The sequence below is a fragment of the uncultured Coprobacter sp. genome (genome assembly GCF_947855755.1).
Taxonomy (GTDB): Bacteria; Bacteroidota; Bacteroidia; order Bacteroidales; family Coprobacteraceae; genus Coprobacter.
This window is the reverse complement of the sequence record NZ_CANUAR010000013.1, coordinates 23,514-49,392: the sequence shown is the minus strand read 5'-3', so window position 1 is coordinate 49,392 and position 25,879 is coordinate 23,514. Positions and strand designations below refer to the sequence as shown.

The window sequence follows — 25,879 nt, the reverse complement described above, 5'->3', positions numbered from 1 at the left end:
AACCGGTTATCCGGCAACGACAAGTTTATAACCGAATCCGTACACCGATTTTATTTCAATTTCAGCTCCCGCATCTCTCAACTTTTTCCTCAGGTTTTTCATCTGCGCATATATGAAATCGAAATTATCCGCCTGATCGATATGATCGCCCCATACGGCTTCCGCCAATACCGATTTATCGACCAAATGACCGGGACGAAGAATAAAATAATACAATATATCGTATTCTTTACGAAGCAGAGGCACATCAGCGCCATTTACCGATACTAGAAATTTATCGGGCGACACGACCACATTTCCCAACTTGATCGTATTTTCTCCATTCCCGCGATTACGGCGCATCACACTTTTTATTCGTGCAGACAGCTCCGCCAGATGAAAAGGTTTCGCCAAATAATCATCTGCACCTAAATCAAGCCCCGACACCTTATCCTCTATCGAATCTTTTGCCGATATAATAATGACATTTCCCTGCTTTCGTAACGCTTTAAAACGGTCGAGCAAATCTAAACCGCTACCGTCCGGCAGCATAATATCCAGCAAAATGCAGTCATAATTGTAGTCTTCGATCTTTTGCAAAGCCTGACCGTAAGTTGCGGCAACCTCGACAACATAACGTTCTTTCTCCAGCGTTCTCTGCATCAATTCTCTCAAAGAAGGTTCATCTTCGACAATCAGAATTTTCATTTCCTACTGTTTTAAAATAAAGAATCGCATCCGATTTATTCTCGGATCGTCTCTTTCCTCTTTCGACAAACTAAAAACAACCTACAATTCAAAGATAAAAGATAATCCTGAAATAAAACTGAAACTCTGAGAGAAAAACGGTTCTTTCCGGTCTGCCATAACCCAAACATATAATTACGGCGGAATTTACGGCTTATCGAACCTCAATGTAACCTTAACCGAGAAATCAACCGATTTTGACAGTTATTCGAGTCCCCAATAAATACGATACGGAACATCTCGCTGATTATGAATAATACAAATGTACAGATATCCTTCTATAATTATCTAACTTTTAGAGGCATTCCATTTAAGATAGCCTTCCATTTTATCTTATTTCCAGAGTATCTTTAATAATTTCCATAAAAGAATATTGGTATTCTACGCCTAATGTCGTATAATATTCCTTGCAGAATGCATCATAAATACTTTTAGCAACACCTTTCTTACCTTGGGCACAGAGTATACGTATCTTGGTTGACAGAGCATTCTCATTGAGGTAATCATGCTGGAATAAAACATCTGATATTCGTATTTTGAGGGAATCTGGCAAGTCTTCTTGTTTAAGTAAGTTACAAAGTAAATCAATTGTTTGGCTGGAGAAATCACTTTTAAATGTATCTACCCATTCTGTCTCAATATTAGGAAGCATCATTCCATGCAATAATAATTCCAATAATCGTTCAATATTATTACTGTCGCCATTTTTGTTATGGAGATATAATACTTCAAGATAATCACATGTAACATCGGGATCTAATTTTATGCTCCAAAATCCTTTCTGGTTAATAATTTTGATATCGCCAATCTTTTCAAGTATGTTACGTAATTTGCTCATATATACATTACGGATATTTTGTGCGGCATCTTCAGGTTTTCCGGGCCAAAGCATTTGGATGAGCTTATTACCATTTATGCCTTTTTCACATTTTCCGGTATATAATATCAATGCTATAAGTAACATTTTCAGGGTACGTGTAAATAACAAGGTTATATCATTCCCCTCTTTATCTACAATGCGGAAGCCTCCCAAAAAACAGATGCATTGTTTCGAAAAATCATACTGCTTTGCAGAGAATGCTTCTTTATGTATATTATCGACATCTAAACTGTTATTGAGACTTTCCTTATATTCGGAGGCAACCTTATGTTTTCTTTTCTTGATATAGATAATGTAGCTTAAGATCGCGATAGCAATAAGGGATAATAATATAATAATAGTTGTCCAATAATTATGCGTTTGTGATGTTCCCTCTGTATTGTTGGTTTGTATAAAACTTGTTGCAGGAATTGGCGGGTAGTCTAATTCGTAAATTTCTACATAAGATTTCCCCGATACTTCAGCTTCATGTATGACTAAATATAGTTTATTTAATTGTTGGGAGAAATATATATCGGTATATAAATATTGTAAATCAAATTTTTTGCCTATGGGGAGTGACATCTTTTCAAAATGAGGATTGTCTCTATTTATTTTTATTAATAGTCCTCCTTCTTGGGTGCAGAATACATAAAAACAATTATTGGCTTTATCATAAATCATGTGTTCGCAAGGTTGGAATTCTCCTCCTTCTATTGGAGTAGTACGTTGCCATAATCGGTGTACATTATAAGTCTTTAAATCAATAGCATATAAATCATAATAATTTTGTGGAGATAATTCTTGCCTTCCGGATGGGCATCCTCGTCCGCCAAAAACATACAAAGTATCATTGACTATCACTGAGGCGCATGAATATCGTGGATCTATTTCCTTTAATATATATCTCTGTTGAGGTTTTGTATGGAACGGATAGCTGATCAAGAGTTCATTATTATAACGATAATGTCCATATCCTCCAAAGCTAACCAGACTGGAATCTTTAGGGTTAAATACACAAGTATTGTTCCAATAGTCATGGTCCTTTTTGGAGACTATATTATTGCCCCATCGATGGTTGATAGGGTTCAACGGTGAGTATGTGTTCTCATCCAAATTATATGAGAGAAGTTGATTCTGATCAGGAATAAACACTAATTGATTAGGATAATTTGATGCTATTTCTCCTCCTTTTATAGAAATTGTATCTGTTTTCTTTTCTCCAAGATGGTACACATATAAATTATCTTTAGCCGTAGCCATATAAAAAGTCCCTATATTAGGATCAAACGCTATAGAAAGAGATGAATCGAACGTTGCGGAATATAATTTGTTCCAAGTTATGTATTGGTCGATAATCCAATGAGGGTTAGAGGTAGTCGCAGGTTTGTAAAATAGCTCGTCATAACAAGTATTTCCGTCATGATGACCCAATTTCCATCTTCGTATTTCTTCTTTCCCTCTGTTGATAGTTATGTCTTTGACATTGACTGATGCAACATCTGCTAAAGAAAAGTTTTCAAACGGACAATATCCAAAAGCGATTCGAACACTCTCGGTATCTTTCAATTCCGGAAATTTAATAAATGTGGAAGTCTTGTCATAGATCAGGTTTATATCACCGGTCTTAGGGTCAATACTTATTGTGACATTAACCCATACTCCTTTTTTTACATTCTCGTCAGAAAGAGGATGTACTGTTTTACCTGTGACTAAAATAGGGTAGCGTTTATCATCTTGATCAACGCTATATAATAAATCTATATTCTGATTATTGTCGGTTATTATTCGGAATATGCTACCAAAAACATTTTCTTCTCTTGTGAATATGCTGAAACTTAAGGTGAGTTTCTTTTGGAAAGTTCTTATCGGATCCCCATTTTCCAATACGACACTGGTAAATTCGTCTTTGGGGTATGGATATGTTCGAATATATAATCCATACTCTTTTGGAGATGCAGCAATCGCCGTACATATTGAAATAAACAAAAACGTTAATAAATTCAGTACGCTTTTCATAGATAAAACACAAGAAATATATGCAATTAAACAAAAGTAACTTTTCCTATAAATAAATACGAAAATTATCCGTGAAGATTTTCCGCTTATTTCTCTAAGATCCTGTCGTACAACTTTATATAATAATATTATAATAGCAATATTTTAGACACATAGCGTATTTATTAATGTTTTTTTAAGGAAAATGTTAAGGTTGCAAGCATACTTTTATCCCGATATAATTCCCGCTCAAATATTGAATTACGATGCCTTGATTTCATTATTTTTTTTAATTTATAAATTTAATCATGATGAATAAACACATTTTAAATGCGTTCCTATTAGGAACAATTATCCTTTCTTGTAATGGTTTTACTTCATGTAACGATGATGTTGATGAATTAAAATCTCGAATGTCTGTGGTAGAAATTGCCATTGATGATATTAAGTCGCAATTGCAGAATGCTCTTGTTACAGGTGCTAGTATAACGAAGGTAGAACAAAAAGACGACGGAAGTTGGAACATTACTTTAAGTAATGGGCAGACTATTGAAATTAAGAACCAGGCAGGAGGAGGTTCTAATATCTCTGTTGTAGTAACAGATACCAATGCAGTTATAACAATAGATGGTCAAGAATATATCCTTCCTTTAGGAGCATCTGTAAGCTCATTGGTATATGTCCCTGAAACATTGGATGGTATCGTAGAAATCGGAAATGACGGTGCGGTCGTAAAATTTTTAGTAAGACCTTCATTAAACAGTCTGGATGGTGCTGAATTTTCTATTGCCGAGTCACACGCGGTAACCCGTGCAGGAGATGGTGAGCAGTTTAAAGTAAATGGTCAGGCAACCTTAGCTAACGGATTCATTTCTGTTCCTCTTAAGGCTTTAAACGTTGAGGCCGGAAACCATTATGCAATCTCTTTACAAATGAATATGCGTGGAACAGTCATAGGATCTAATTATTTTAATGTGCATATTGCCGAAGACTTTTCTTTTATCGGTGAACAGATTGGTGGTTATGAAATAAAATCAGAATATAATCCTGCCAGTTTGGACGAAAATTATAGTGAAATGACTGTAAACGGTGTTACTCTATTAAAAAATTTGAATTTTAAGGACTTCTTCTCTCAATTACCGGAAAATGCAGAATTTAGAATTGCAGGTATAGATCAGCAGCCTGTCGGCGATGCGCAGAATAAATATACTCTGTTGGCAAACAGTTTGCAGAAAGATGGAACATGGGCATTTGCCGAAAGACCGGGAACAAGTTTTAATTCCAATCAAGACCGTCCCGGATTCTTGTTTAATATAGTATCCAATGATGTAGTAAAGGCTAAAATTTATTTGAAAATTATTGATGAATTGGCCGATGTCGATTTTAATGCAGGTTTAAAACAAGCTGAAGCAGAATGGGGAGGTCGTGAAAAATCGTTGTCATTAGGAGCACAAACTATTGATATTCAAGCTACATTTACTAACTATGAAAGTGATTATACAATAATTCATAGCGGAAAAGATGACTTCTTTGCAAAATGGTCAAGTATCGCTATTTCTACTCCTAATGAGGATAACATTATTTATTGCGACGGAACTAAATTAGTTTTAGGAGATTTGGGCGCAGAATATGCTGCGAAATCTCGTGGGATTTATTGGTTCTATCGCGGATTTGCAATTTATGTTCCTGAAACATTGGCCGTAGAAGATGGTAAATACATCGGGACAAATGGTAAATCTTATGCCGGAGGAGAAGGATATGATTATGATCTCTGGTTAGGCTCTTATAGTGAATATATCAATAATCCGACAACTTTCTATGATCCGGTTTCATCCTGGAATTTTAAGATTGATGAACAGACAGGTGTCATCACCCTTCCTGAAACATATACAGGCTATGGCTTCCGTATCGGTGTAGGTGCAGGATATGAATATGCTTATGGAGTCAAGAAGATAGGTGAAGCAGACCAATTCGGATTATTCTTCTTTAATCGTCGTTTGGCTCCGGAAGGTGCTACAATGCCGGCTCCTAAAGAATAATTTAATATTATTCGTCTAATTCTTTAAGAATCTAAAACATGAAACATAAAAGACTAATAATAGGAAGCCCATATTTATGGAAAACCATGATGATACTATTTTTTATCTGTTCATCGCTTCCTTCTTTTGCTCAGAATAGAGCTCTACACGGTGTCGTCTTGGATACTTCCGGCGAACCGGTTATCGGAGCCAACGTGAGAGTGGATGGTAGTACTCGAGGTACTGTAACAGGCCTTAATGGAGAGTTCGATATAAATGTCTCAAATAATGAGAAACTTACCATATCGTTTATCGGTTATTTGGATGCCGTAGTTTCTGTTGGTGATAAACGAAATATTAAGGTCATTTTGAAAGAGGATACCAAGACTTTGGATGAAGTGGTAGTGGTAGGATATGGAGTTCAAAAAAAAGCTACTTTAACAGGAGCCATATCTGCTGTAACCAATAAAGAAATTACAGTTACCAAGAATGAGAATGTTGTCAATATGCTTACCGGTAAAATTCCGGGAGTCAGAATTTCTCAAAATAGTTCTCAACCCGGTGAGTTTGATAACACTATTGATATTCGTGGTATGGGAGAACCATTAATTGTTGTTGATGGAATCCCAAGAGATAAGGCATATTTTTCACGTATGGATGCCAATGAGATAGAAAGCGTATCTGTTTTGAAAGATGCATCAGCTGCTATTTATGGTATCCGAGCTGCAAACGGTGTTATTTTGGTGACTACAAAACATGGAGATAGCTCCGATGGTAAGTTTAACATTACATTTTCTGCGAATTACGGATGGCAACAATTCTTATATGTCCCGGAAACAGCAAGTGCAGTAGATCATATGCTCCTTATCAATGAGAAAGGCTATAATTCATTCGATGGGAACTATCCTATCCGCACAACTCCTAAATATACTTGGGAGCAGATGATGGAATATAGTACAGGAAAAAAACAGAGTACAAATTGGACAAATGAGTTGTTTGACAATAATGTACCTCAGGAACAATACAATATCAGTATGGATGGTGGTTCTGACAGGATCAGGTACTTCTTCAACTTGGGCTATTTGAAACAGGAAGGTTCATATAAAAGCGGTTCTTTGAATTATGATAGATGGAATTTCCGTTCAAATATAGATGCCAAGATCACTAACCGGTTGAAAGCTACCGTTGCTTTGAGTGGTTATATGGATGAAAAGAATCAACCGTTTACCGATATTTGGGCAGTATATAAGAAAGCATGGACATTCAGACCTACATCGTCTGCATGGGTTGACGGTGATCATAGTCTGCCGGCGTATGATGATGAAATGCTGGACAGTGAAAATCCGGTGGCTGCAACAAATAGCGAATTTACCGGCTATCGTAGAGAAAAGCGGTATAATTTCAATGGATCATTAGCCTTGAACTATGATATACCCGGCGTTAAAGGTTTGTCTGCAAAAGCATTTTACAGTTATGATTATTATACAACAAATAATACAGAATATCGTCGTACTTATAAACTGTATAATAGAGGGGGAGATGGCGAATTACAATCATTTATCAGAAATAGTGACAGTTATTTGCGTAGAAATACGGATCCAAGATATGGAACCGTACTGCAACTTTCTTTGAATTATGCGAATAAGTTCGGCGATCATAATGTAAGCGGTATGCTTTTGTTCGAGGAACAATATGATAATTGGGATAACTTTTATGCTCAGCGTGTGATGATGCTTGATGGAGATTATCTGATTTATGGTGAAGATGAAGAACAGGTCGGTTCGATGTCCGGTGCCGGCGATAAGACCCGAAAGGCTTTGGTCGGTAAATTCAATTATGACTATAAAGGTCGATACATGGTTGATTTTTCTTTCCGTTACGACGGGACATCAAGTTTCCCTAAAGATTCTCGTTGGGGATTCTTCCCTGCGATATCTGCCGGTTGGCGAATAAGCGAGGAACATTTTATAAAAGAGGCAGTACCATTCTTGACCAACTTAAAGCTCCGTGCATCTTATGGTGAAATGGGAGATGATGCCGGTGCAAATACATATCCTCAGACGCAAGTTGCCTATAATATTAATAAAGACCAGATCGGTTATTTTTATAATGGAAAATTTATAGCAGGTGTTTCTGCAACATCGATCCCTAATCCGAAACTGACATGGTACACAGCTAAAACATATAACTTGGGATTGGATTTTGACTTATGGAGTCAGAAACTCACCGGTACATTGGAATTATTTAAACGTAAACGCGAAGGCCTGTTAGCTACGTCATCGGCCGTTATTCCAGGTACTGTGGGAGCCTCTATGCCTCAAGAAAATATCAATAGTGACGAAACTTTCGGTTGGGAAATCAGTCTGGGACACCATAATCGTGTAGCTAATATCGATTATTGGGTAAATACCCAGATTTCAGCAACTAAGAACCGTTGGGATTATCATTTGGACAGTCAAGCCGGTAACTCGATGGAGAATTGGTATCGTTCCGATGTATCCGGACGTAACAAGGATATTTGGTTTACATACGAGGAAGGCGGACGCTTTACAAGTTATGATGAAATTCGATATCATGGAACGACCGGTGCGAATTATAACCAAGGAACATTGCCGGGTGACTATTGGTATAAAGATTGGAATGAAGACGGTATCGTAAATGATGCGGACAGACATCCTGTAGCCACATTTAATCTGCCGGTTTTCAACTATGGTATTTCTATGGGAGCATCATGGAAAGGCATTGACCTATCAATGAATTGGCAAGGTGCTGCAGGTGTATATAATTCGTATAATGAAGTGTTTACAGAAGTCGGACCATTCAACGGTGGTGCAGTCCTTGACATGTATAAGGACCGTTGGCATACAGTAAATGTCAATGATGATCCGTGGAATCCTAATACTCAATGGGTAGAAGGATTGTATCCGGCTACCGGACATAGCTTTAACACAGGTTCGACAGGTATACACAATACATCTTATATACGTCTGAAAACACTCGAGCTCGGCTATACTTTCCCTAAAGTATGGATGAATAAGATCGGAGTAAAAAATCTGAGAATATATGTAAATGCATATAACTTGTTAACTTTTAGCGGATTGGACAATATCGACCCTGAACGACCCGGATATCAAGGGGGAAGTAATAGCGGTAGTAGCAGTGGTATCCTTTACTATAATTATCCTGTAAATCGTACATTCAATATTGGTGCGACTATTAAATTCTAATCAAAGGAATAGCATATGAAAACTTTTAAATATTTATTTATATTAGCCGCTTTGGGAGTCTCGATTACTTCTTGTAATGATTTGGAACTGGAACCAAAAGGATTGTTATACGAAAATGTTTTGTTTCAGTCTGATAACGGCATAAAGAAATATATGGCCCTTATATACCAAGATTTGCCTATTGAAGACTTCAACTATAAACAAAATGGTGATGAAAAAGGCTTTGCGACGGTCAATCAAGGAGGTTGGCATACCGGTAATAAATGGCAAGCCCAAAAAGGTAGCCCGGCCGCCGCTGGAGCAGAAGCTGCCGGTCGCGATCCTTCATACGGTGACGGTTGGGGATATTGGCCTTATGACAGAATCCGCGATATTAATAATTTCATTGAGAAACTTCCTGAATATCGTAGTTATCATACAGAAGAAGATTACAATGCGTATATGGGAGAAGCACGTTTCTTACGCGCTTTCTACTATTTCGGTATCGTAAAAAGATATGGAGGAGTCCCTATTGTAGATAAAGTATTGGACCCAAGTGCTCCGACTGCCGAACTCCAACAGCCGAGAGATACTGAATACGATTGCTGGAAGTTTATCTACAATGATTTGTTATATGCAATGAATAATGCATCTGCATCTAAAGCAGAAATCGGTAGAGCAAATCGGTATGCTGCAGCTGCATTAATGTCAAGAGCAATGTTATATGCCGGAACAATTGCCAAATATGGAGGTTATGTCGGGACGACAGGTCCTGCAGTTACTGCAGGCCTGATGGGAATCCCGTCGGACAAAGCGGCAGAGTTTTTCCAATATGCCTATGATGCTTGTGTGTTCTTGAAAAAAGCCGGTTTTACATTGCATACCGGGTCTGATAAGGAAAAAGCTTATCTTGAAACTTTCTTGATAGACAATGAAGAAGATATCTTTGTTAAACAGTATGGCCCCAAGACGACTACTCCGGCAAACACGAGTTTGTTTCATTCTTGGGATACTATGATTTTACCGAGAGGTGAAGGTCTGGCCAGCGATGTCGGATGTGCTTTACAACCGGTTTGGGAAATGATAGGTTTATATGAAATGCCGGCAATAAAAGATGCAGAAGGTAAACCGATTCGCTTCAATAGTGTCAATGAATTGTGGAATACAGACGAGATGGAAGCTCGTTGCCGAGCCAATTTCTTTTTCCCCGGTATGACCGAGTCTGTTTCCGGGGTTAGCCTTGACATACGGGGTGGTGTATATAAGGAATACCCGGGTTTGGCAAACGATGGAGAGTCTGAAATTCCCGGAAGTATTAATGATTATACTAATACTTACAGAGTAAGAGCAGCAAGTCCCGGTGAAACTCAAGTCATTAACGGGCAATCTGTTCAAGTAAGCGGGAAGCATGGATTGGCCGAAGGCACCGGTGATGAAGGATATACTCGTACAGGTGCGTTTATACGCAAATATGTCAACTATAATGCTGATGCATCGAGTAGAGTTTTACATGGAAGTTTTCAGTCATGGAAAGTATTCCGTTACGGAGAGATTCTGTTGAATTGGGCAGAAGCCGCTTATGAACTTGGACTTATCAAAAATGATAATAATCTAAAACGAGAAGCATTCGATCATATCAACGAAATTCGTGATAGAGCAGGTGCCCATCGCCATGATATGGTAGAAAGTCCGCAAGATATAGGTTCTGAAATTTATGGTTTCCCTATTGATGAGAACCTTCAGTATATCCGTGATGAACGTGCTCGTGAATTATGTTATGAGAACCATCGTATTTTCGACTTACGTCGTTGGAGAGTTGCGGATATCATGTTCCAGAATGGTATGTACACCCATACATTGTTGCCATATTATGTGATGGATGAAAATAAGTGGATCTTCTTGAATGAAGTGGAACGCGAAGGTCGTAAAGTGACGTTTGAAAAACGTTGGTACTATGAACAGATTCCAAGTGGTGAAATCGGAAAGAATCCAAACTTGATCCGCAATGATGGTTATTAATTTCAAACCTATATAAACGATCACAATATGAAAAAGACAATATATAGTATTCTGTTTGTTGCATCCGTGTTAGCAAGTTCTTCATGCATGAAAGTAGACAACTTCGATGCTCCTGAAGCTCATGTAACCGGTCGTATTATAGATAGCACTACAGGCGAGAATATTTTGGCAGACCAGGGCGAATGCAGAGTCCGTATCTGGGAGAAAAGTTTCAGCCTGAATCCTGCAAATCAGGATATCCCTGTGAAACAGGATGGTACATATAATAATTCAAAATTATTTTCCGGAACATACGATGTCGTTCCGGAAGGAGCCTGGTGGCCTTGCGATACTATCCGTGTCGGGATTGGAAAGAAAACGGTAACTCAGAATTTTGAGGTAACTCCCTATCTGAAGTTAATAGATTTTCAAGTGAATCTGGAAGGCGAAAATCTTACGATGTCCTGCCGTCTGGATGCACCTATAACCGAGGGATTGCCACAAATAATGGAAGTCCGTCCATATTTGAGCTTAAATCAGTTTTGCGGAGCATCCAACTGCATTAACTATTATAATACCAATGATTTTAGAGTCAATGTGATGAAATCATGGGACAAGATCGAAAAAGAGGGAGACGGCAGAACTATTCCTTTTGAGGTTACCGTTCCTGTAAAACGCGGATATATTTACTTTGTTCGTATGGGAGCAAAAGTAAAGGATTCGTTTGAAAAACATAACTATACCGAAATAGTAAAGGTCGAAGTACCTCAGTAATAGACATATTAAAGTTAATAAAGTTCGATTCGGGAAAGGAGAAATCTTTTCCCGAACGTAAAAAATGAATAGTTGCTTATGAAATTGAAATATAATTTATACATACTTTGGGCTGTAATAGGCTTGTGTTGTATTTCTTGTAGTAATAAAGATGATGACTATATTCCACCTGCCATTCAAGAACCGGAAAAACCGGCAGATCCTGAAATCTATAATGATTTAGGATTTACTCCCCACGTAGATGGAGAACCTTTCAATACTTATCGCGGGTTGGTTATGGCCGGCTATCAAGGTTGGTTCGGCGCTCCCGGTGACGGGTGTCCGCACAGTGACCATTCCAATACCGCATGGTATCATTATCGTGAAAACGACCGCTTTGAACCCGGAGTCTTGAGAAATTCAATTGATTTCTGGCCAGATATGAGTGAGTATGAGACTCAATATACTCCCGGCAAATTTATTCTTCCTAATGGTGAAAAAGCGACAGTATTCAGCTCTTATGATGAATCTACCGTTATGTTACATTTTAAATGGATGAAAGATTACGGATTAGATGGTGTCTTTATGCAGCGATTCGTAGGTGAAGTTATAAATAATCCTGACGGAAAAGCACATTTCAATAAAGTACTGGCTTCTGCAATGAAAGCGTCAAATCAGTATCAGCGTGCTATTTGTGTCATGTATGATTTGGGAGGATTTATGTCTGATAATACTCGTAATGCAGATGCTGTTTTGGCCGATGCACAGGAAATATTGGATACATATCGATTGAAAGACAGGAATGTGCAGAAATACTATTTGTATGAAAACGAGAAACCGCTGATCGTATTATGGGGCGTCGGATTTAACGATAATCGTCCTTATAACATGAATGATGTAGAGCAACTGATGAATGGGCTGAAAGAAAAAGGTTTCAGTATCATGTTGGGAGTTCCGACTTATTGGAGAGAAAGAAGAAATGATGCAATACCAGATGCCAAACTACATGACCTTATCAAAATGGCTGATGTGATTATGCCTTGGTTTGTCGGAAGGTATGGGAAAAGTGAATATTCTAACTTCCATAATTTGATTCAGCAAGATATTGCATGGTGTAAAGAAAATAATGTAGCCTATGCTCCTTTATGTTTCCCAGGCTCTTCAGACCGTAATATGCACCCGAATAATTCGATTAATCCGCGTTACGGAGGCCAATTCTTGTGGGATCAGATGTATTTCTGTATCAAGTCCGGTGCGCAAATGTTGTATATTGCCATGTTCGATGAAATAGACGAAGGTACAGCTATTTTCAAATGCTTGAATGAAAGCGATGTGCCAAGCAATGAAGCTGAAGACGATTATTATGTTGTATATCAAAATAATAGTTATCGCATGACTCAATCTAAGGTAGAAGTGACCGGGGCTAATGAATGGTGTCAGTTGGCTAAGGATCTAAAGGTTAAATTTCAAGGAGTGGAAGACGGGCTTCCGACAGACCATTATTTATGGCTCACCGGGCAAGGTCGCAGGATGCTTAGAGGAGAAGTTCCTTTGAAGTCATCCTGGCCGGCAAGATAAATCCGTGTACTTGTCCTACTGCTTGGTCTTTGTGATCAGGCAGTAGAACAAATCAAGTTAAAAAATAAATAGTCAATGTTGTTCTAAATCTGTAATATAGTTGATTGATGATATATTCTGTTACTAAAAAATATTGTAGTCTCAAGACATGTAGAATCCGGATAAGCGTATTCCTTTTATTTAATAGTTTTGTATTAAGTTTGTCTGCATCTCCCAAGCATGCAGCAGATACAAATTATCCGTCTTACCACGGACTCGCTATGGCCGGTTATCAAGGATGGTTTCATAAACCGGAAAAAGGAATGATGTATCCCGATGAGAAGAATGTGCGAATTGACATGTGGCCTGATGTAAGCGAATATCCCAAAACTTATCCAACAGGTCTGAAACATGCCGACGGTTCTACAGCACGATTCTTTTGTTCTTCCGACGAGAGTACTGTAGACCTCCATTTCCGTTGGATGAAAGAGTATGGGGTAGACGGTGTCTTTATGCAGCGTTTCTTTAACGCTGCCCGTAAAGATAACACAAAAGGGAATGCTGTTATCAGTCATGCCTTTAAAGCAGCTTCCAAGTATAACCGTGCAATCGGCATCATGTATGATTTGTCAGGGCTGAAAGCTCATGGCGAGGATTGTTCATCTTTGATTGAAGACTGGAAATTCTTAGTCGATTCTTTAAAAGTTACAAATCAGGACGGAGCTCATACTTATATTTTCCATAACGGGAAGCCATTGGTTACAATTTGGGGAGTAGGTTTTCCTGACAGGCCTTACGATATTCGGAACATCGGTCTGAAACGTTTTATAGATTTTTTATGTAATGATCCCGAGTATGGAGGATGCAGCATTATGTTGGGAGTACCTACCTATTGGCGTGAACTTGGTGCCGACTGTGTGCATGATCCTTATTTACATGAAATTATCCGCGAAGCAGATTTAATTATGCCTTGGATGGTACAAAGATTTACTCCTTTGTTGCATAATGACATGGACCGTTATCGCGATGTGATACTGCGTGATATGTCATGGTGTAAGGAGAACGGTATAGAATATGTTCCTTGTGTTACACCCGGATTCAGTTGGTATAATTTAAGTCGATATGCATTTCCGGATGATGTTAAACCCTCCGGTTCAATACCCCGTCAAGGTGGTCGTTTTTATTGGCAGCAGATTTCTACGGCCATAAACTGTGGCGCCAGAATGCTGTATATAGCTATGTTCGATGAAGTGAATGAGGGCACGGCTATCTTCAAATGTACTGATAATCCACCGGTAGGCAAGAATATTCAATTTGTGGGAATGGACAATATGCCTTCTGATCACTATTTATGGTTGACAGGAGAGGCTTCGTTAATTCTCAAGGGGAAAAAACCCTTGACATTTACATTGCCCAAGCGTCCGCATTAAAACCGATTGTCCGACTTTTGTAATATGAAGAAATAATGAAGAATAATATTCTATATCTCATAATGTGTTTGGTATTTACAGGATGCGGAATATCCCGTAAAGATATGATATGCCAAATAAGGAATGGGGGCGTAAAAGGATGTAGTTTCTCCGTCAATTTATTGACATTTGTTTCATGATTAATACTAACTGCTTATGAAAGTTTTACACTCTATTGGAGCTTTATGTTTTATTGGTTGCATGATGTCGTGCCAGTCGGTCAAGAATAAGGTTACAGAAAAAAGTGGTATAGACAGCTTGGCATCCAACCCTTTTATTACACATATGTATACAGCAGACCCTTCGGCGCATGTATGGGAGGATGGAAGACTTTATATCTATGCATCCCACGATATCGATCCTCCACGGGGATGTGATTTGATGGACCGTTATCATGTCTTTTCTACCGATGATATGGTACATTGGACAGATCATGGAGAGATCTTGAATTCATCTCAGGTTGTTTGGGGGCGTAAAGAAGGAGGTTTCATGTGGGCTCCCGATTGTGCTTATAAAAATGGAACTTATTATTTTTATTTCCCGCATCCGAGTGAAACGGCTTGGAATGATTCCTGGAAAATCGGAGTGGCAACCAGTCGGTATCCTGACCGAGATTTTAAAGTTCAAGGATATATAAAAGGTATGGATTCATTGATCGATCCGTGCGTATTTATTGACGATGATGGACAGGCCTATATATATCATGGAGGAGGTGGTATATGTAAAGGCGGAAAGCTTAAAGATAATATGATGGAACTGGATGGTGAAATGCTCCGAATGGAAGGATTGGTAGATTTTCATGAAGCACCATGGGTACATAAATATAACGGAAAGTATTATCTGTCATACTCGGATAATCACGATGAAAATATGAATGATGGAGTCAAAGGTGATAACCGGATGCGTTATGCTATCAGTGATAGCCCGTTGGGACCATGGAAACATCAAGGTATCTATATGGAACCTACCGACAGTTACACAAATCATGGCTCTATTGTAGAATATAAAGGCGAATGGTTTGCTTTCTATCATAATAGTGCATTGTCTAATCATGATTGGTTGAGATCCATTTGTGTAGACCGATTGTATTATAATGAAGATGGGACTATCCAGATGGTAAAGCAAAGAAAATAATCCTGAATGATTAGGTAGATTCAGTAAATAATAAAATTAGCCAACTAATTCATAATCAAATTATTATGAATTAGTTGGCTTTTTATATCAAACTCATGTTATTTTAATATAATTATTCCATTGGCTTATAATATGATTTATAAAATTGATAGAGATGAACATGTTATGGAACTTGCCGGACAAATGAAGATTCACACATATATAAATGTAGGAAAATCCGAGAACTGTTGAAGAAAGAACTCTAAACGATTTACCAACTATCAATAAAATCAGAATATTCGCTGGCGGTCAACAATTCTTCGAATTCCAGACTATCATCCGGTTTCAGCATAATAATCGGATATTCATGAGCATTGGAATTCAACATACCCGGAGAATCATTCAAAATATTATTCACACCTAAGACCGTGCCCGAAAGAGGCATATACAAATCACAAACCTCGCTAATCGATTCTATAGTGGCAAATACAGTGTTCTTATCAAAATATTCATCGATTCCATCGACAGAGACATATACGATATCTCCCAAACGTTCTTGGAGATAATCGGTTATCCCGACCCAACAATAATCGCCTTCGGGTTGCACCCAAACATGGTTTGTAGTATATCTGCGCCCCTCCGGATAATTCCTGACCGAACGGTTTTGCCGTCCCGGATTATACCGCACCGCTGACTCGGAATTTTTATTTATTCCGATACTCTCCGGTTCGGAAGCATCTTCAACCTCTTCTGTACCGGTATCGATCCCGACCTGTTTTCCCGAATCATTCGTCAAATCAATACCCCAAACGAAACAAGCAATCAACACCGAGCAGGCAACAATCATAAACTTTTTCATGGCAAATCCGATTTAATGTTACACAAAACATATTTTTTATTTCATAACTCGTTTAAGAATCCGTCTAAGAGCCTATCTAATTCTGTCCTCAAAAAAAACGTATTCCGTCTTTATCGGTAAACGTAAATATTCTCTCTTCAACACCTCCGGTAAGACACTTCAGCCAATACAACGCCCCGGCAGGCACATCTTCATATTCCACATTATAATCCTCAGCCCGTTTTATCCCCAACGATTCCCATCCGTCCATACCATAATAAAACAGTTCATAGACAGAGCCCGGGAAAACCGAATTTCCGTCATTTCGAGGCACACATACGATCCGGGTTATCCCGACAAGACTTTTCAGATCGATTACCATTTCTTTCTTATTATCTCTTACATAGCGGACATACGTCAACGGGTCACGATCGGTACTTTTTTTAAAACAAGAGTCTGTCGGCACGCAACCGACCGCATGTCCTTTTTCATCATATACAACAATCTCGGACAAATCGGCAACAGGTTTGCGGCTCAACAATTTCAGATAACGGAACTTACCGGACAAACTCACGCTATTATCGAATATCGCATCCCCGCTGCCCTTCTTCAACACGCATAATCGCCGGGCTCGATCGAAAGATCGCTCATCCGATCCCCAGATTTCCATCCCTTCGAGCGATTTACAATAACCGTTCAACTTTTCGTTGTAGGGATATTTTCGGGAGATCCTGATTTTCCGGGTACGGGAATGATCGGGAATCAGATAAACCATACCATCTTTTTCGTTCACTATAAACGGATAGTTGAAAGCCTTCAGTTCTCGTCGCCAATAATATACCGGAAGATAGACATTCCCGACCGCCATACGATCGAAAGTCGCTCGTTTCATCTTTCTCTCCGCCACAGCAACCGGTATCCATTGCCCCGCATTAAAAACCGCAAGGAAACAGAGATTCGGAAGTTTGTCTCCCGACATTCTCGAAACGGTAACCGTCACATCCCGCGTATTCAGATAACAATCTGTCACGTCCTTAATAAAAGGATTGCCGAACATCTCGGGAAGATATTCTCTCGTACGGTAATCGGCATAACGGTTCGTTCTCGAATACATATACCGATAAATCTTAGGAGCACGCCTGCCCGGGTCTATCTCCGACTTTCCGAATCTCCCGTCAGGCGAAATTACCGATACCCAGCAATGTCCTCCGTTCCGGTTGGCATACGCAGGAATGAAGTCGATCGCCGATGGTATCCCCGATACCCGATAACGCAGCAAATTGGCAGCGGCAAAAAAGTAACAACCCTTATCCGTAGTCACCCCCGGTAAATGTCGCACATACGCATATCCTCCCATATCGCCCGATTCCCGATCGGTATATACATGCGAAGCGACTGCAGCCGGGTCATATTTCAAATTATCGCACGATATCATGTCCGAAAAAGCCTGCGGAGCTATCGTCAGAGAATCCCTCCAATAATCCAACGGTTCGTTCAAAAACCGATACGGCAATAAATACTCAAAAAAAGTTTCGTCATCGATATCCCGTAACCAAGGGAACTTTGCCTGCTGTTCAAAAGCCCGGTCGATATGCCGGATCAGGAAAGCGGGAGAAACGGCATCCGCATCCGAAAGCCGCTCCGCTCCCTCGCTGTAATAAGAGGCAAACATCTCCAAAGCCTTTTTGTCCGGATAAGAAATGCCCTTTGTCTGTGCAATCGATGCGACTTGCCCAAAATAATCCTCATCCCGAACCGAAAAATGTCCCGACATATTCTCGATCAAGAATTTTGCCGCAACAAGTTTCAGACTATCTTCAGCCTTATGGCCGTAATGTTCGTAAACGGCCTTTTCCAATATCTCGAGATTTCGTTCCTTTTCCCGATTACAGCCGGTGCATACGATAACGGCAAGCCCTGAAAAAAGACAAACTATTTTCATGAACCTATCTATAACACTATGTGCCGATTGCCGATACTCCACCTTAATATTATAATATTATATAATACAAATATAATAAAAATAATACTTCGCCAAAAATTTATTCACAATAAATTTATAATATCAAATATTTTCGGGTCATAAACTTTGATATTTAATAAATAATACCTATTTTTATTGATGAATCGATACCGAATCGGCTTCATTTTGCAAATGATTCAGATCATACGATAACTAAATTTTATTATCGAAACACAATATTATTTATAACCTTATATCTTCCGTTGCCATGAAAAACAGATGCATCGTCTTCTTACTCGTAGGGATAATGATTCCGATCATATTTCTCGCCTGCAAAGACGACCTCTTTTTCCCGCAAGAAGAGACTGAGGGAGTTCCCAATACCACCCTTACCATCCGGAAAGCTCGCCAGATATTCGAGCAATTCGTTTCTTCCGATTCTCTTGTCTTGAAAAAATCGCTCGTCGAGAAATCCGGACTGTTCCCGGGTGACTTCACCCCTATTTGGGATAAAGCGAGCGAATCGGCGGATTCTCTTATCGAAAGTGTCGATGTGCCCATCAGCGCGCAATTCTTATATCGGGGAACTTTCAATTCCGGAAAGCTATCTAAAAAAGGCGATACAGAAAGGTATGCTACCGACATTTTTCAGAAACTGCTGGTCGTTTATGATAAACGCAGCCGGTTGACCGGATGCTTTATTATTAACCTGATTCCGACAAAGCAATATTACAATAAGCACAAAAACGATATCCCCCTGCGTTTTGCGAATTGCGAAAACGACTTCTGCGGTATCGTTCTATACTCGTATCTTAAAGATAACAGCACGGTGAGAATAAACGTCTTGAGGGACGGAAAGGCCGTGAAAGCGGCTTCGGTCTACAATAACGAGAATACGTTTGAGGAGAACCACCGGATAATGCGTTCGTTCGTCGAAGACGGGGTGGTCTATCGGATGCCTAAAGCTACGGCAACACGGGGAGGGGAGTATATCGGAGGAGGCCACGGTACAATTATATGGAACGGCTACAATTTGCCGGATATTGAAGTCCCGGGACACAGACCTGATCCTGAACCTGAGCCAGAACCCGGAACGGATCCGGAAATCCCGGAAGTTCCTGAACCTGATCCCAACCCCGGTAGCGGTGGGGGCGGTGGTGGGGGTGGCAGCGGAGAAAATCCTACCGATCCGGATGAAGATACCGACCCGGTAATTATCCGTCTGGATGTGTCGGGAAGTAAAACTTATACTCTTCTCGACGAATATACGCTATCGGTAAGTGTCTCTCCTGCAAACAAAAATCCCGGAATATTTTATTACGAAATGTCAAGACCCGGTGAGGGAAAATGGGAGGGCCTTAATGGCGCAACGGTAAAAGCTCGTTTCCCCGGTCGCTTTGAGTTACGGGCGCACGCCTATATCGATTATGAAATCTTCTATAGTAACACTATACAGGTAGAGCATATCTTTCCGTCGAGGGACGAGATATTGCAAACAGCACAATCCCATTTTGACGAATTATGGCAAAAAACTTTAAACGACTATTCCGAAACCTCGTGTCGGGAATACGGCTGTGCCGTTTATCTCGATACGAGGGATGGAGGAAAAGAAGATTATATCTACAAGGATACTCCGGGAGAAATGAAAACTCCTGACTATACCGAAATAAACGTAGGAATTGAACTGAAAGATGACTTCTCCGGAAAATCGCCTAACGATACGACCTTTTCATTAGGGGGTATATTCGGGGTCGCGTGCTTTCATACACATCCACCTATAGAATTTGCGCCCCAAGAAGCATCCCGAAGAACAGGTCCATCTGCTCTCGATTTAGCAAATCCGCTTCCATACAAAGTTCCCGGTATTATTTATGATTATATCGGGAAAAAAAACACAACAGGAGAGTATTATATTTATAATGGCCACAAAAAAAACGAACCAGCAAAGATATACTTTTATGGATCTGAAAGAAGACCAAACTAATAATTTACACTATATAAATTTAAACACAATATGAAACGATTCTTAATCACAGCGCAAATTTTATTATCTATTATTACGACTGCATATGCACAAAAGAACATATTTGAAAAAATGCCTCAAAATCAACGGGACAGTATTCTTATAGAAACGGCTAAAAATGCAGTGCTGAAATATGCTCCCGGATATTACAGGGATTATAAAAAACCCGAAGTCATTCTTTATGGAGCTGTACCTAAAGACTACCGGATAAAGAAAGACCGGGGAAGGTTATTTTATCAGGTAACTTTTTTTTATGACCCTTTAAAAGAAAAATTTCCCACAGACTATATAGTAAAAGCATATATCTGGGCGGATAATGGGAAAGTATATAGTTTAGCATTTATGACCAATTGGGCTTTTAATGTTGAAATGGCAGAAAAAAATAATTCTTCGAATATTGTACCTTTTTCTGTTCCTCGAGTAGGAAAAGGCACACCTCTCCCTGTAGACTCAAGTAAGAATGTACCACGAAAGTTCAAAGTATATAAATAACCGGCAGGATTATGAAACGAATACTAATCACTTTATCGGCATTGCTACTGATCATGACAGCCGGGTATGCGCAAAAAAACATATTCGAAAAGATGCCCCCAAAACAACGGGACAGTATTCTTATAGAAACGGCTAAAAATGCAGTACTGAAATATGCTCCCGGATATTACAGGGATTATAAAAAACCCGAAGTCATTTTTAGAGGAGCTCTCTCTAAGAAACACCATAAAAAGGAAGACTGGGGTAGATTATACTATCAGATAACCTTTTTCTATGACCCTCTAAAAGAAAAATACGCTAAAAACTACATCGTAAGAGTTTTCATTTGGGCAGACAATGGAAAAGTTTCTGATATGTATTTTATGAATGAGTGGGGGTTAGACATTGAAGGCCTTGAAAAAGATAACGAACATACCATAATGCCTTTCTGGATACCTCAATCAAAAGAAGGAACTCCACTTCCCGTAGATTCAAGTAAAATTGTTCCACGAAAGTTCAAAGTATATAAATAACCGACAGGATTATGAAACGGATACTAATCACTTTATCTGCTCTGCTACTGATCACGACAGCCGGGTATGCGCAAAAAAACATGTTCGAAAAGATGCCCCCAAAACAACGGGACAGCATTCTTATAGAAACGGCTAAAAATGCAGTACTGAAATATGCTCCCGGATATTACAGGGATTATAAAAAACCCGAAGTCATTTTTAGAGGAGCTCTCTCTAAGAAACACCATAAAAAGGAAGACTGGGGTAGATTATACTATCAGATAACCTTTTTCTATGACCCTCTAAAAGAAAAATACGCTAAAAACTACATCGTAAGAGTTTTCATTTGGGCAGACAATGGAAAAGTTTCTGATATGTATTTTATGAATGAGTGGGGGTTAGACATTGAAGGCCTTGAAAAAGACAACGAACATACCATAATGCCTTTCTGGATACCTCAATCAAAAGAAGGTACACCTCTCCCTGTAGACTCAAGTAAGAATGTACCACGAAAGTTCAAAGTATATAAATAACCGGCAGGATTATGAAACGAATACTAATCACTTTATCGGCATTGCTACTGATCATGACAGCCGGGTATGCGCAAAAAAACATATTCGAAAAGATGCCCTCAAATCAACGGGACAGCATCCTTATAGAAACGGCTAAAAATGCAGTACTGAAATATGCACCCGGATATTACAGGGATTATAAAAAACCCGAAGTCATTTTCAGAGGAGCCGCACCCAAAGATTATCGGATAAAAGAAGACAGAGGAAGGCCATTTTATCAAGTAACCTTTTTCTATGACCCTCTAAAAGAAAAATATGCCAAAAATTATATCGTACAAGTACTTATTTGGGCGGACAATGGAAAAGTTTGCAGCATGTATTTTATGAATGAGTGGGGGTTAGACATTGAAAGCCTTGAAAAAGATAACGAACATACCATAATGCCTTTCTGGATACCTCAATCAAAAGAAGGAACTCCACTTCCCGTAGATTCAAGTAAAATTGTTCCACGAAAGTTCAAAGTATATAAATAACCGACAGGATTATGAAACGGATACTAATCACTTTATTTGCCCTGCTACTGATCACGACAGCCGGGTATGCACAAAAAAACATATTCGAAAAGATGCCCCCAAAACAACGGGACAATAATATCGACTGAGACAACCAAAATAACTGTAAATACTTACCTTTCCCAATGACAGAAACAGATCGAACAAGAGTAGATGAAATTACAGAACCGAAGAAATATGCAGATAAATTAAGCGGCCTGATTTTCTGCATATATATCATCTCTTTACCCATACTCTGGAATATCTGTCACAGTCTTTTATTGGGAAAAGAACTGCTTATAGTTTGTACTCTGTTATTTTGCAGCATACTTTATGCCGGAACAGTAATTTCAAAGTCAACCGGTTTTTCCGAACAAAAATTTATAAACATATCTTATGCCGATATATTAATCGTACTATTCTCCTTTATTCTTGTTTTTAATTCCATTAAAAACGGCCGATTGATTTTTATTCCGGTAGAAGAATGGTGTGCCATATTAGCGGTTTATCTTCTGATGCGAAACATACGATGTGCAGACATAATACCGGAGACACTCATTCTCAGCGGGACGATGCAATCGGCAATAGTCTTATTCCAGAAAACCGGCTATATGAAAAGTAACAACGAATGGTTCGAGATTACAGGATCGTTCGGTAATCCCGGACCATTAGGAGGATTTCTGGCTATTTGCATCGTTATATGCCTGTGCCGGATATATGAAACCCGAAAGCAAAACAAAATAATACATAGCACATATATTATTGCCGCCGGAACAATGTTAACGGCCTTTTATTTTGCCGATTCGCGCGCGGCATTTGTAGCGACAATAGCAGGTTGCACATTTTATTTCTTTCAAACAATACGGATTTTTCTGAAAAAGCATCCGCATATTATCCCGATAATCGGAGGAATATTGATATTATCATCCATCCTTATATTCAATTATCGGGAAAACTCGGCAAACGGCAGGCTACTGATCTGGAGAGTGTGTTCGGAAATGATCTCTCATAAGCCGTTTTCAGGATACGGAACCGCATCATTCGGACAGGATTATATGCTGCACCAAGCACACTATTTCGAAACGCATCCCGACTCGCGCTTTTCTCAAACTGCCGATGATACGCTCTACCCTTTCAATGAGTTTCTACATATATTGGTAGAACTCGGTATCCCGGGATTATCGGCAATCGGCGCTTTCTTGATCTCTCTATTTTTATCTCGATCGAAAAACGGGACAAAACGGGTTTTAAAAGCCGGATTAATCGCTTATTTATGTTTTTCGTTGTTTTCCTATCCGAATTCGGTCTTCCCTCTATTCGTCCTTTTCGGAATATTTTCGGGATGCATCGAGAACCGGAAGGTATTTAAAATACCGATATCCGCCTTGACAACGGGAAGCCTGCTAATTCTATCGGTTCTGGTCTGTTCCGGTTCGATTCGGGAAATCAGATTTTATTATAACGGAGCAAAAACTCTCGAAAAATTTTTCACGGGAAACTGCTCGGAAGCGATTTTATTTTCAGACCGACATTATGAACAGCTAAAATATAGCGAATTATTCAACAATATCTACAGCATGTGGATAGAAAAACATCCGGATATAAAAAAATTGCCGAGACTGCCGGCGGGATGCAGCAATTATTGCAATATAGGAAAAACATATATGCTCTCTGAACAATACGACTCTGCAGAAGAATATTTGAAAACAGCGTCTTTTATGGTTCCCGGGAAAATAACTCCCAACTATTTGTTATGGCAAAACTCGTTACAAAAAGGGGACACGACGACCGCAATCGCCATTGCCGAACGGATATTGAAACAACCTTTAAAGGCAGAAAGCACTTATACACTCCGTGCCAAAAGCGAAATACGGAGATTTTTAGAAACCGAACAAGGGAAAAAACAAGTTTCTGCCCCATAAATACTTAGTACCTATCTGAGCGCTAAATATTTTTCCAGCTTATCGAATGCGGTCATTACAACTCTGTTCGTCACCGTAAAGAACCATACGCAAGGGACAAAGCAAAAAAGGAAACGCTTGGCGGAATAAGCCAAAACATTTTCTATCGTATCCCATTTATAATCGATCTGATATAAAATAATCACATAGAACAAAGATGCCAACAGAATCATAGATAACAGACGAAGGTTATCTCGTGTCTTTATCACATTCCGGATATTGACAAGCAGCGAAAGAAGAGCAGCGGAAAACGACCAGCCGTAATAATAATTATTGACATAAAGATCTTTCATATAATTATAGATAGTCTCGACCTTCTCCCCATCCCAGAAAAGGCGGACAATGGCTATCCCTTCGGCATACAGCCCGTTCAGTTTCATAAACAGACTCCAAAGCAAAGCGGGAGACAATGACAACAAAACCGGCAATAAGTCTTTATACTGTTTTCTTCTGAAAGAGTCGTAACCGACAACACAAAGTGCAGCGCCGATAAATACGATTCCTTCGGTACGTGTCCAAATATTCAATGCCAGCAAAAGGGATGCCAGATACAGGTCTTTCCGTTCACGATACCGAAACCAAACGGCAAGATATATGATTCCCAAAGAAGCGGTTACGGCGTGTATGACATTTGTCCCCGAAAGCGAAGAGAAACCGAGCATATCGGGAGTTATCAACATAAAGAAAGTGGCTATTACAGCGCCTGTACGATTAACTACCCGGCATAAGACCGCATAAAAAGCAATCAGGAAGAAAAGATACATCAACCCCGGAATCAACTTCGACATGGGTGCTCCCAATAAATAAACATAGGCATAACTGAGCTGAACCATAGGGGTATAGGTAATATAACTTCCCGGTTGGTGTATAGACGGCATATAATCTCCTTGAAATATGGAAAGGCCTTTTAACGTATGTTCTTGGGAAATGATGTACCCGATCGTATCGAATCCCGAAAGGCTGTCCCGGTCATAAGTAGGGAAATAGACACACCGAGAGAAATTCATATATTCCAAAATAATAATGAGGATAACAAACAGCAGCCATACCAGATTAAAACCGGAGAAATCGAAAGAGAGCGGTTTCCGAATCTCCTGAACAAGTTCTTTCCGACGGAAAATCAGCGGGAACGAAAGCGATAGGATGAGCAAGGCACTCGCTACTAAAACCGAGACTCTTGTAAGCGGAATACCGACGGCATCCATCAACAGCATCAACAAAGTCTGCAAAGCTATGCCTATCGGGAAAGAGAGCCCCAGTTTCTCGATCAAGCTGAACCTTAACGATATAAGATTGACCGTCACAAATCCTGCCAGGAATGAAAGAAATATACCAAAAGATACCATAATGC

At 39.4% G+C, this 25,879-nt stretch carries 18 protein-coding genes; 13 read left to right on the top strand and 5 right to left on the bottom strand.

Annotation, left to right across the window (positions count from 1 at the left end; genetic code table 11):
• Positions 1-6: 6 nt before the first annotated feature.
• Both Q0093_RS08445 and Q0093_RS08440 read right to left on the bottom strand, forming a co-directional pair.
• Positions 7-687 carry a response regulator transcription factor gene (locus Q0093_RS08445; RefSeq protein ID WP_297929661.1) on the bottom strand — a complete coding sequence of 227 codons (681 nt, stop codon included), beginning with the start codon at positions 685-687 and terminating at the stop codon, positions 7-9.
• A 367-nt stretch (positions 688-1,054) separates the two neighbouring features.
• Entirely contained in the window at positions 1,055-3,604 is a 2,550-nt protein-coding gene (locus Q0093_RS08440) for a kelch repeat-containing protein (protein ID WP_297929660.1), read from the bottom strand.
• 287 nt (positions 3,605-3,891) lie between these two features.
• On the opposite strand from Q0093_RS08440, the gene Q0093_RS08435 reads away from it, so the two are divergent.
• From Q0093_RS08435 to Q0093_RS08405, 7 genes are all read left to right on the top strand, one after another.
• The gene (locus Q0093_RS08435; RefSeq protein WP_297929658.1) at positions 3,892-5,622 is read left to right on the top strand and encodes a PL29 family lyase N-terminal domain-containing protein; all 1,731 of its coding nucleotides are present in this window, start codon (positions 3,892-3,894) and stop codon (positions 5,620-5,622) included.
• 38 nt (positions 5,623-5,660) lie between these two features.
• Entirely contained in the window at positions 5,661-8,828 is a 3,168-nt protein-coding gene (locus Q0093_RS08430) for a TonB-dependent receptor (RefSeq protein ID WP_297929656.1), read from the top strand.
• Between the two features lie 15 nt (positions 8,829-8,843).
• Positions 8,844-10,826 carry a RagB/SusD family nutrient uptake outer membrane protein gene (locus Q0093_RS08425; protein ID WP_297929654.1) on the top strand — a complete coding sequence of 661 codons (1,983 nt, stop codon included), beginning with the start codon at positions 8,844-8,846 and terminating at the stop codon, positions 10,824-10,826.
• Positions 10,827-10,853: 27 nt separating this feature from the next.
• Positions 10,854-11,579 (top strand): DUF3823 domain-containing protein, encoded by a 726-nt coding sequence (locus Q0093_RS08420; protein WP_009318205.1) that lies wholly within the window; start codon positions 10,854-10,856, stop codon positions 11,577-11,579.
• Positions 11,580-11,657: 78 nt separating this feature from the next.
• Complete coding sequence (locus tag Q0093_RS08415; RefSeq protein WP_297929652.1) at positions 11,658-13,136, top strand: glycoside hydrolase family 71/99-like protein; 1,479 nt, start codon at positions 11,658-11,660, stop codon at positions 13,134-13,136.
• A 107-nt stretch (positions 13,137-13,243) separates the two neighbouring features.
• Entirely contained in the window at positions 13,244-14,545 is a 1,302-nt protein-coding gene (locus Q0093_RS08410) for a glycoside hydrolase family 71/99-like protein (protein WP_297929650.1), read from the top strand.
• 195 nt (positions 14,546-14,740) lie between these two features.
• The gene (locus tag Q0093_RS08405) at positions 14,741-15,718 is read left to right on the top strand and encodes a family 43 glycosylhydrolase (protein ID WP_297929649.1); all 978 of its coding nucleotides are present in this window, start codon (positions 14,741-14,743) and stop codon (positions 15,716-15,718) included.
• A gap of 250 nt (positions 15,719-15,968) precedes the next feature.
• On the opposite strand, the gene Q0093_RS08400 is transcribed toward Q0093_RS08405, so the two are convergent.
• Positions 15,969-16,556 (bottom strand): hypothetical protein, encoded by a 588-nt coding sequence (locus Q0093_RS08400; protein ID WP_297929647.1) that lies wholly within the window; start codon positions 16,554-16,556, stop codon positions 15,969-15,971.
• 88 nt (positions 16,557-16,644) lie between these two features.
• Positions 16,645-18,477, bottom strand: a complete 1,833-nt coding sequence (locus Q0093_RS08395; RefSeq protein WP_297929646.1) for a hypothetical protein — start codon at positions 18,475-18,477, stop codon at positions 16,645-16,647.
• 289 nt (positions 18,478-18,766) lie between these two features.
• Between Q0093_RS08395 and Q0093_RS08390 the strand changes: the two genes are divergently transcribed.
• The 6 genes from Q0093_RS08390 to Q0093_RS08365 all read left to right on the top strand — a co-directional run bounded on the left by Q0093_RS08390 (position 18,767) and on the right by Q0093_RS08365 (position 24,489).
• Positions 18,767-20,482 (top strand): hypothetical protein, encoded by a 1,716-nt coding sequence (locus Q0093_RS08390; RefSeq protein WP_297929644.1) that lies wholly within the window; start codon positions 18,767-18,769, stop codon positions 20,480-20,482.
• 30 nt (positions 20,483-20,512) lie between these two features.
• The gene (locus Q0093_RS08385) at positions 20,513-21,013 is read left to right on the top strand and encodes a hypothetical protein (protein ID WP_297929642.1); all 501 of its coding nucleotides are present in this window, start codon (positions 20,513-20,515) and stop codon (positions 21,011-21,013) included.
• An 11-nt stretch (positions 21,014-21,024) separates the two neighbouring features.
• Positions 21,025-21,525 (top strand): hypothetical protein, encoded by a 501-nt coding sequence (locus tag Q0093_RS08380; RefSeq protein ID WP_297929640.1) that lies wholly within the window; start codon positions 21,025-21,027, stop codon positions 21,523-21,525.
• 11 nt (positions 21,526-21,536) lie between these two features.
• Positions 21,537-22,037 carry a hypothetical protein gene (locus Q0093_RS08375; protein WP_297929638.1) on the top strand — a complete coding sequence of 167 codons (501 nt, stop codon included), beginning with the start codon at positions 21,537-21,539 and terminating at the stop codon, positions 22,035-22,037.
• 11 nt (positions 22,038-22,048) lie between these two features.
• Positions 22,049-22,549, top strand: coding sequence for a hypothetical protein (locus Q0093_RS08370; RefSeq protein ID WP_297929637.1), 501 nt, complete (start codon positions 22,049-22,051; stop codon positions 22,547-22,549).
• A gap of 164 nt (positions 22,550-22,713) precedes the next feature.
• Positions 22,714-24,489 (top strand): O-antigen ligase family protein, encoded by a 1,776-nt coding sequence (locus Q0093_RS08365; RefSeq protein WP_297929635.1) that lies wholly within the window; start codon positions 22,714-22,716, stop codon positions 24,487-24,489.
• 11 nt (positions 24,490-24,500) lie between these two features.
• On the opposite strand, the gene Q0093_RS08360 is transcribed toward Q0093_RS08365, so the two are convergent.
• Positions 24,501-25,874: a hypothetical protein gene (locus Q0093_RS08360; protein WP_297929633.1), complete on the bottom strand. Its 1,374-nt coding sequence runs from the start codon at positions 25,872-25,874 to the stop codon at positions 24,501-24,503.
• Positions 25,875-25,879: the final 5 nt, after the last annotated feature.

Coding starts and splice junctions, on each gene's coding strand:
- Q0093_RS08415 (WP_297929652.1), top strand. CDS start 11,658: ATGAAATTGAAATATAATTTATACATACTTTGGGCTGTAATAGGCTTG.
- Q0093_RS08370 (WP_297929637.1), top strand. CDS start 22,049: ATGAAACGAATACTAATCACTTTATCGGCATTGCTACTGATCATGACA.
- Q0093_RS08440 (WP_297929660.1), bottom strand. CDS start 3,604: ATGAAAAGCGTACTGAATTTATTAACGTTTTTGTTTATTTCAATATGT.
- Q0093_RS08425 (WP_297929654.1), top strand. CDS start 8,844: ATGAAAACTTTTAAATATTTATTTATATTAGCCGCTTTGGGAGTCTCG.
- Q0093_RS08435 (WP_297929658.1), top strand. CDS start 3,892: ATGATGAATAAACACATTTTAAATGCGTTCCTATTAGGAACAATTATC.
- Q0093_RS08410 (WP_297929650.1), top strand. CDS start 13,244: ATGATATATTCTGTTACTAAAAAATATTGTAGTCTCAAGACATGTAGA.
- Q0093_RS08360 (WP_297929633.1), bottom strand. CDS start 25,874: ATGGTATCTTTTGGTATATTTCTTTCATTCCTGGCAGGATTTGTGACG.
- Q0093_RS08375 (WP_297929638.1), top strand. CDS start 21,537: ATGAAACGGATACTAATCACTTTATCTGCTCTGCTACTGATCACGACA.
- Q0093_RS08405 (WP_297929649.1), top strand. CDS start 14,741: ATGAAAGTTTTACACTCTATTGGAGCTTTATGTTTTATTGGTTGCATG.
- Q0093_RS08430 (WP_297929656.1), top strand. CDS start 5,661: ATGAAACATAAAAGACTAATAATAGGAAGCCCATATTTATGGAAAACC.
- Q0093_RS08445 (WP_297929661.1), bottom strand. CDS start 687: ATGAAAATTCTGATTGTCGAAGATGAACCTTCTTTGAGAGAATTGATG.
- Q0093_RS08395 (WP_297929646.1), bottom strand. CDS start 18,477: ATGAAAATAGTTTGTCTTTTTTCAGGGCTTGCCGTTATCGTATGCACC.
- Q0093_RS08365 (WP_297929635.1), top strand. CDS start 22,714: ATGACAGAAACAGATCGAACAAGAGTAGATGAAATTACAGAACCGAAG.
- Q0093_RS08380 (WP_297929640.1), top strand. CDS start 21,025: ATGAAACGAATACTAATCACTTTATCGGCATTGCTACTGATCATGACA.
- Q0093_RS08390 (WP_297929644.1), top strand. CDS start 18,767: ATGAAAAACAGATGCATCGTCTTCTTACTCGTAGGGATAATGATTCCG.
- Q0093_RS08420 (WP_009318205.1), top strand. CDS start 10,854: ATGAAAAAGACAATATATAGTATTCTGTTTGTTGCATCCGTGTTAGCA.
- Q0093_RS08385 (WP_297929642.1), top strand. CDS start 20,513: ATGAAACGATTCTTAATCACAGCGCAAATTTTATTATCTATTATTACG.
- Q0093_RS08400 (WP_297929647.1), bottom strand. CDS start 16,556: ATGAAAAAGTTTATGATTGTTGCCTGCTCGGTGTTGATTGCTTGTTTC.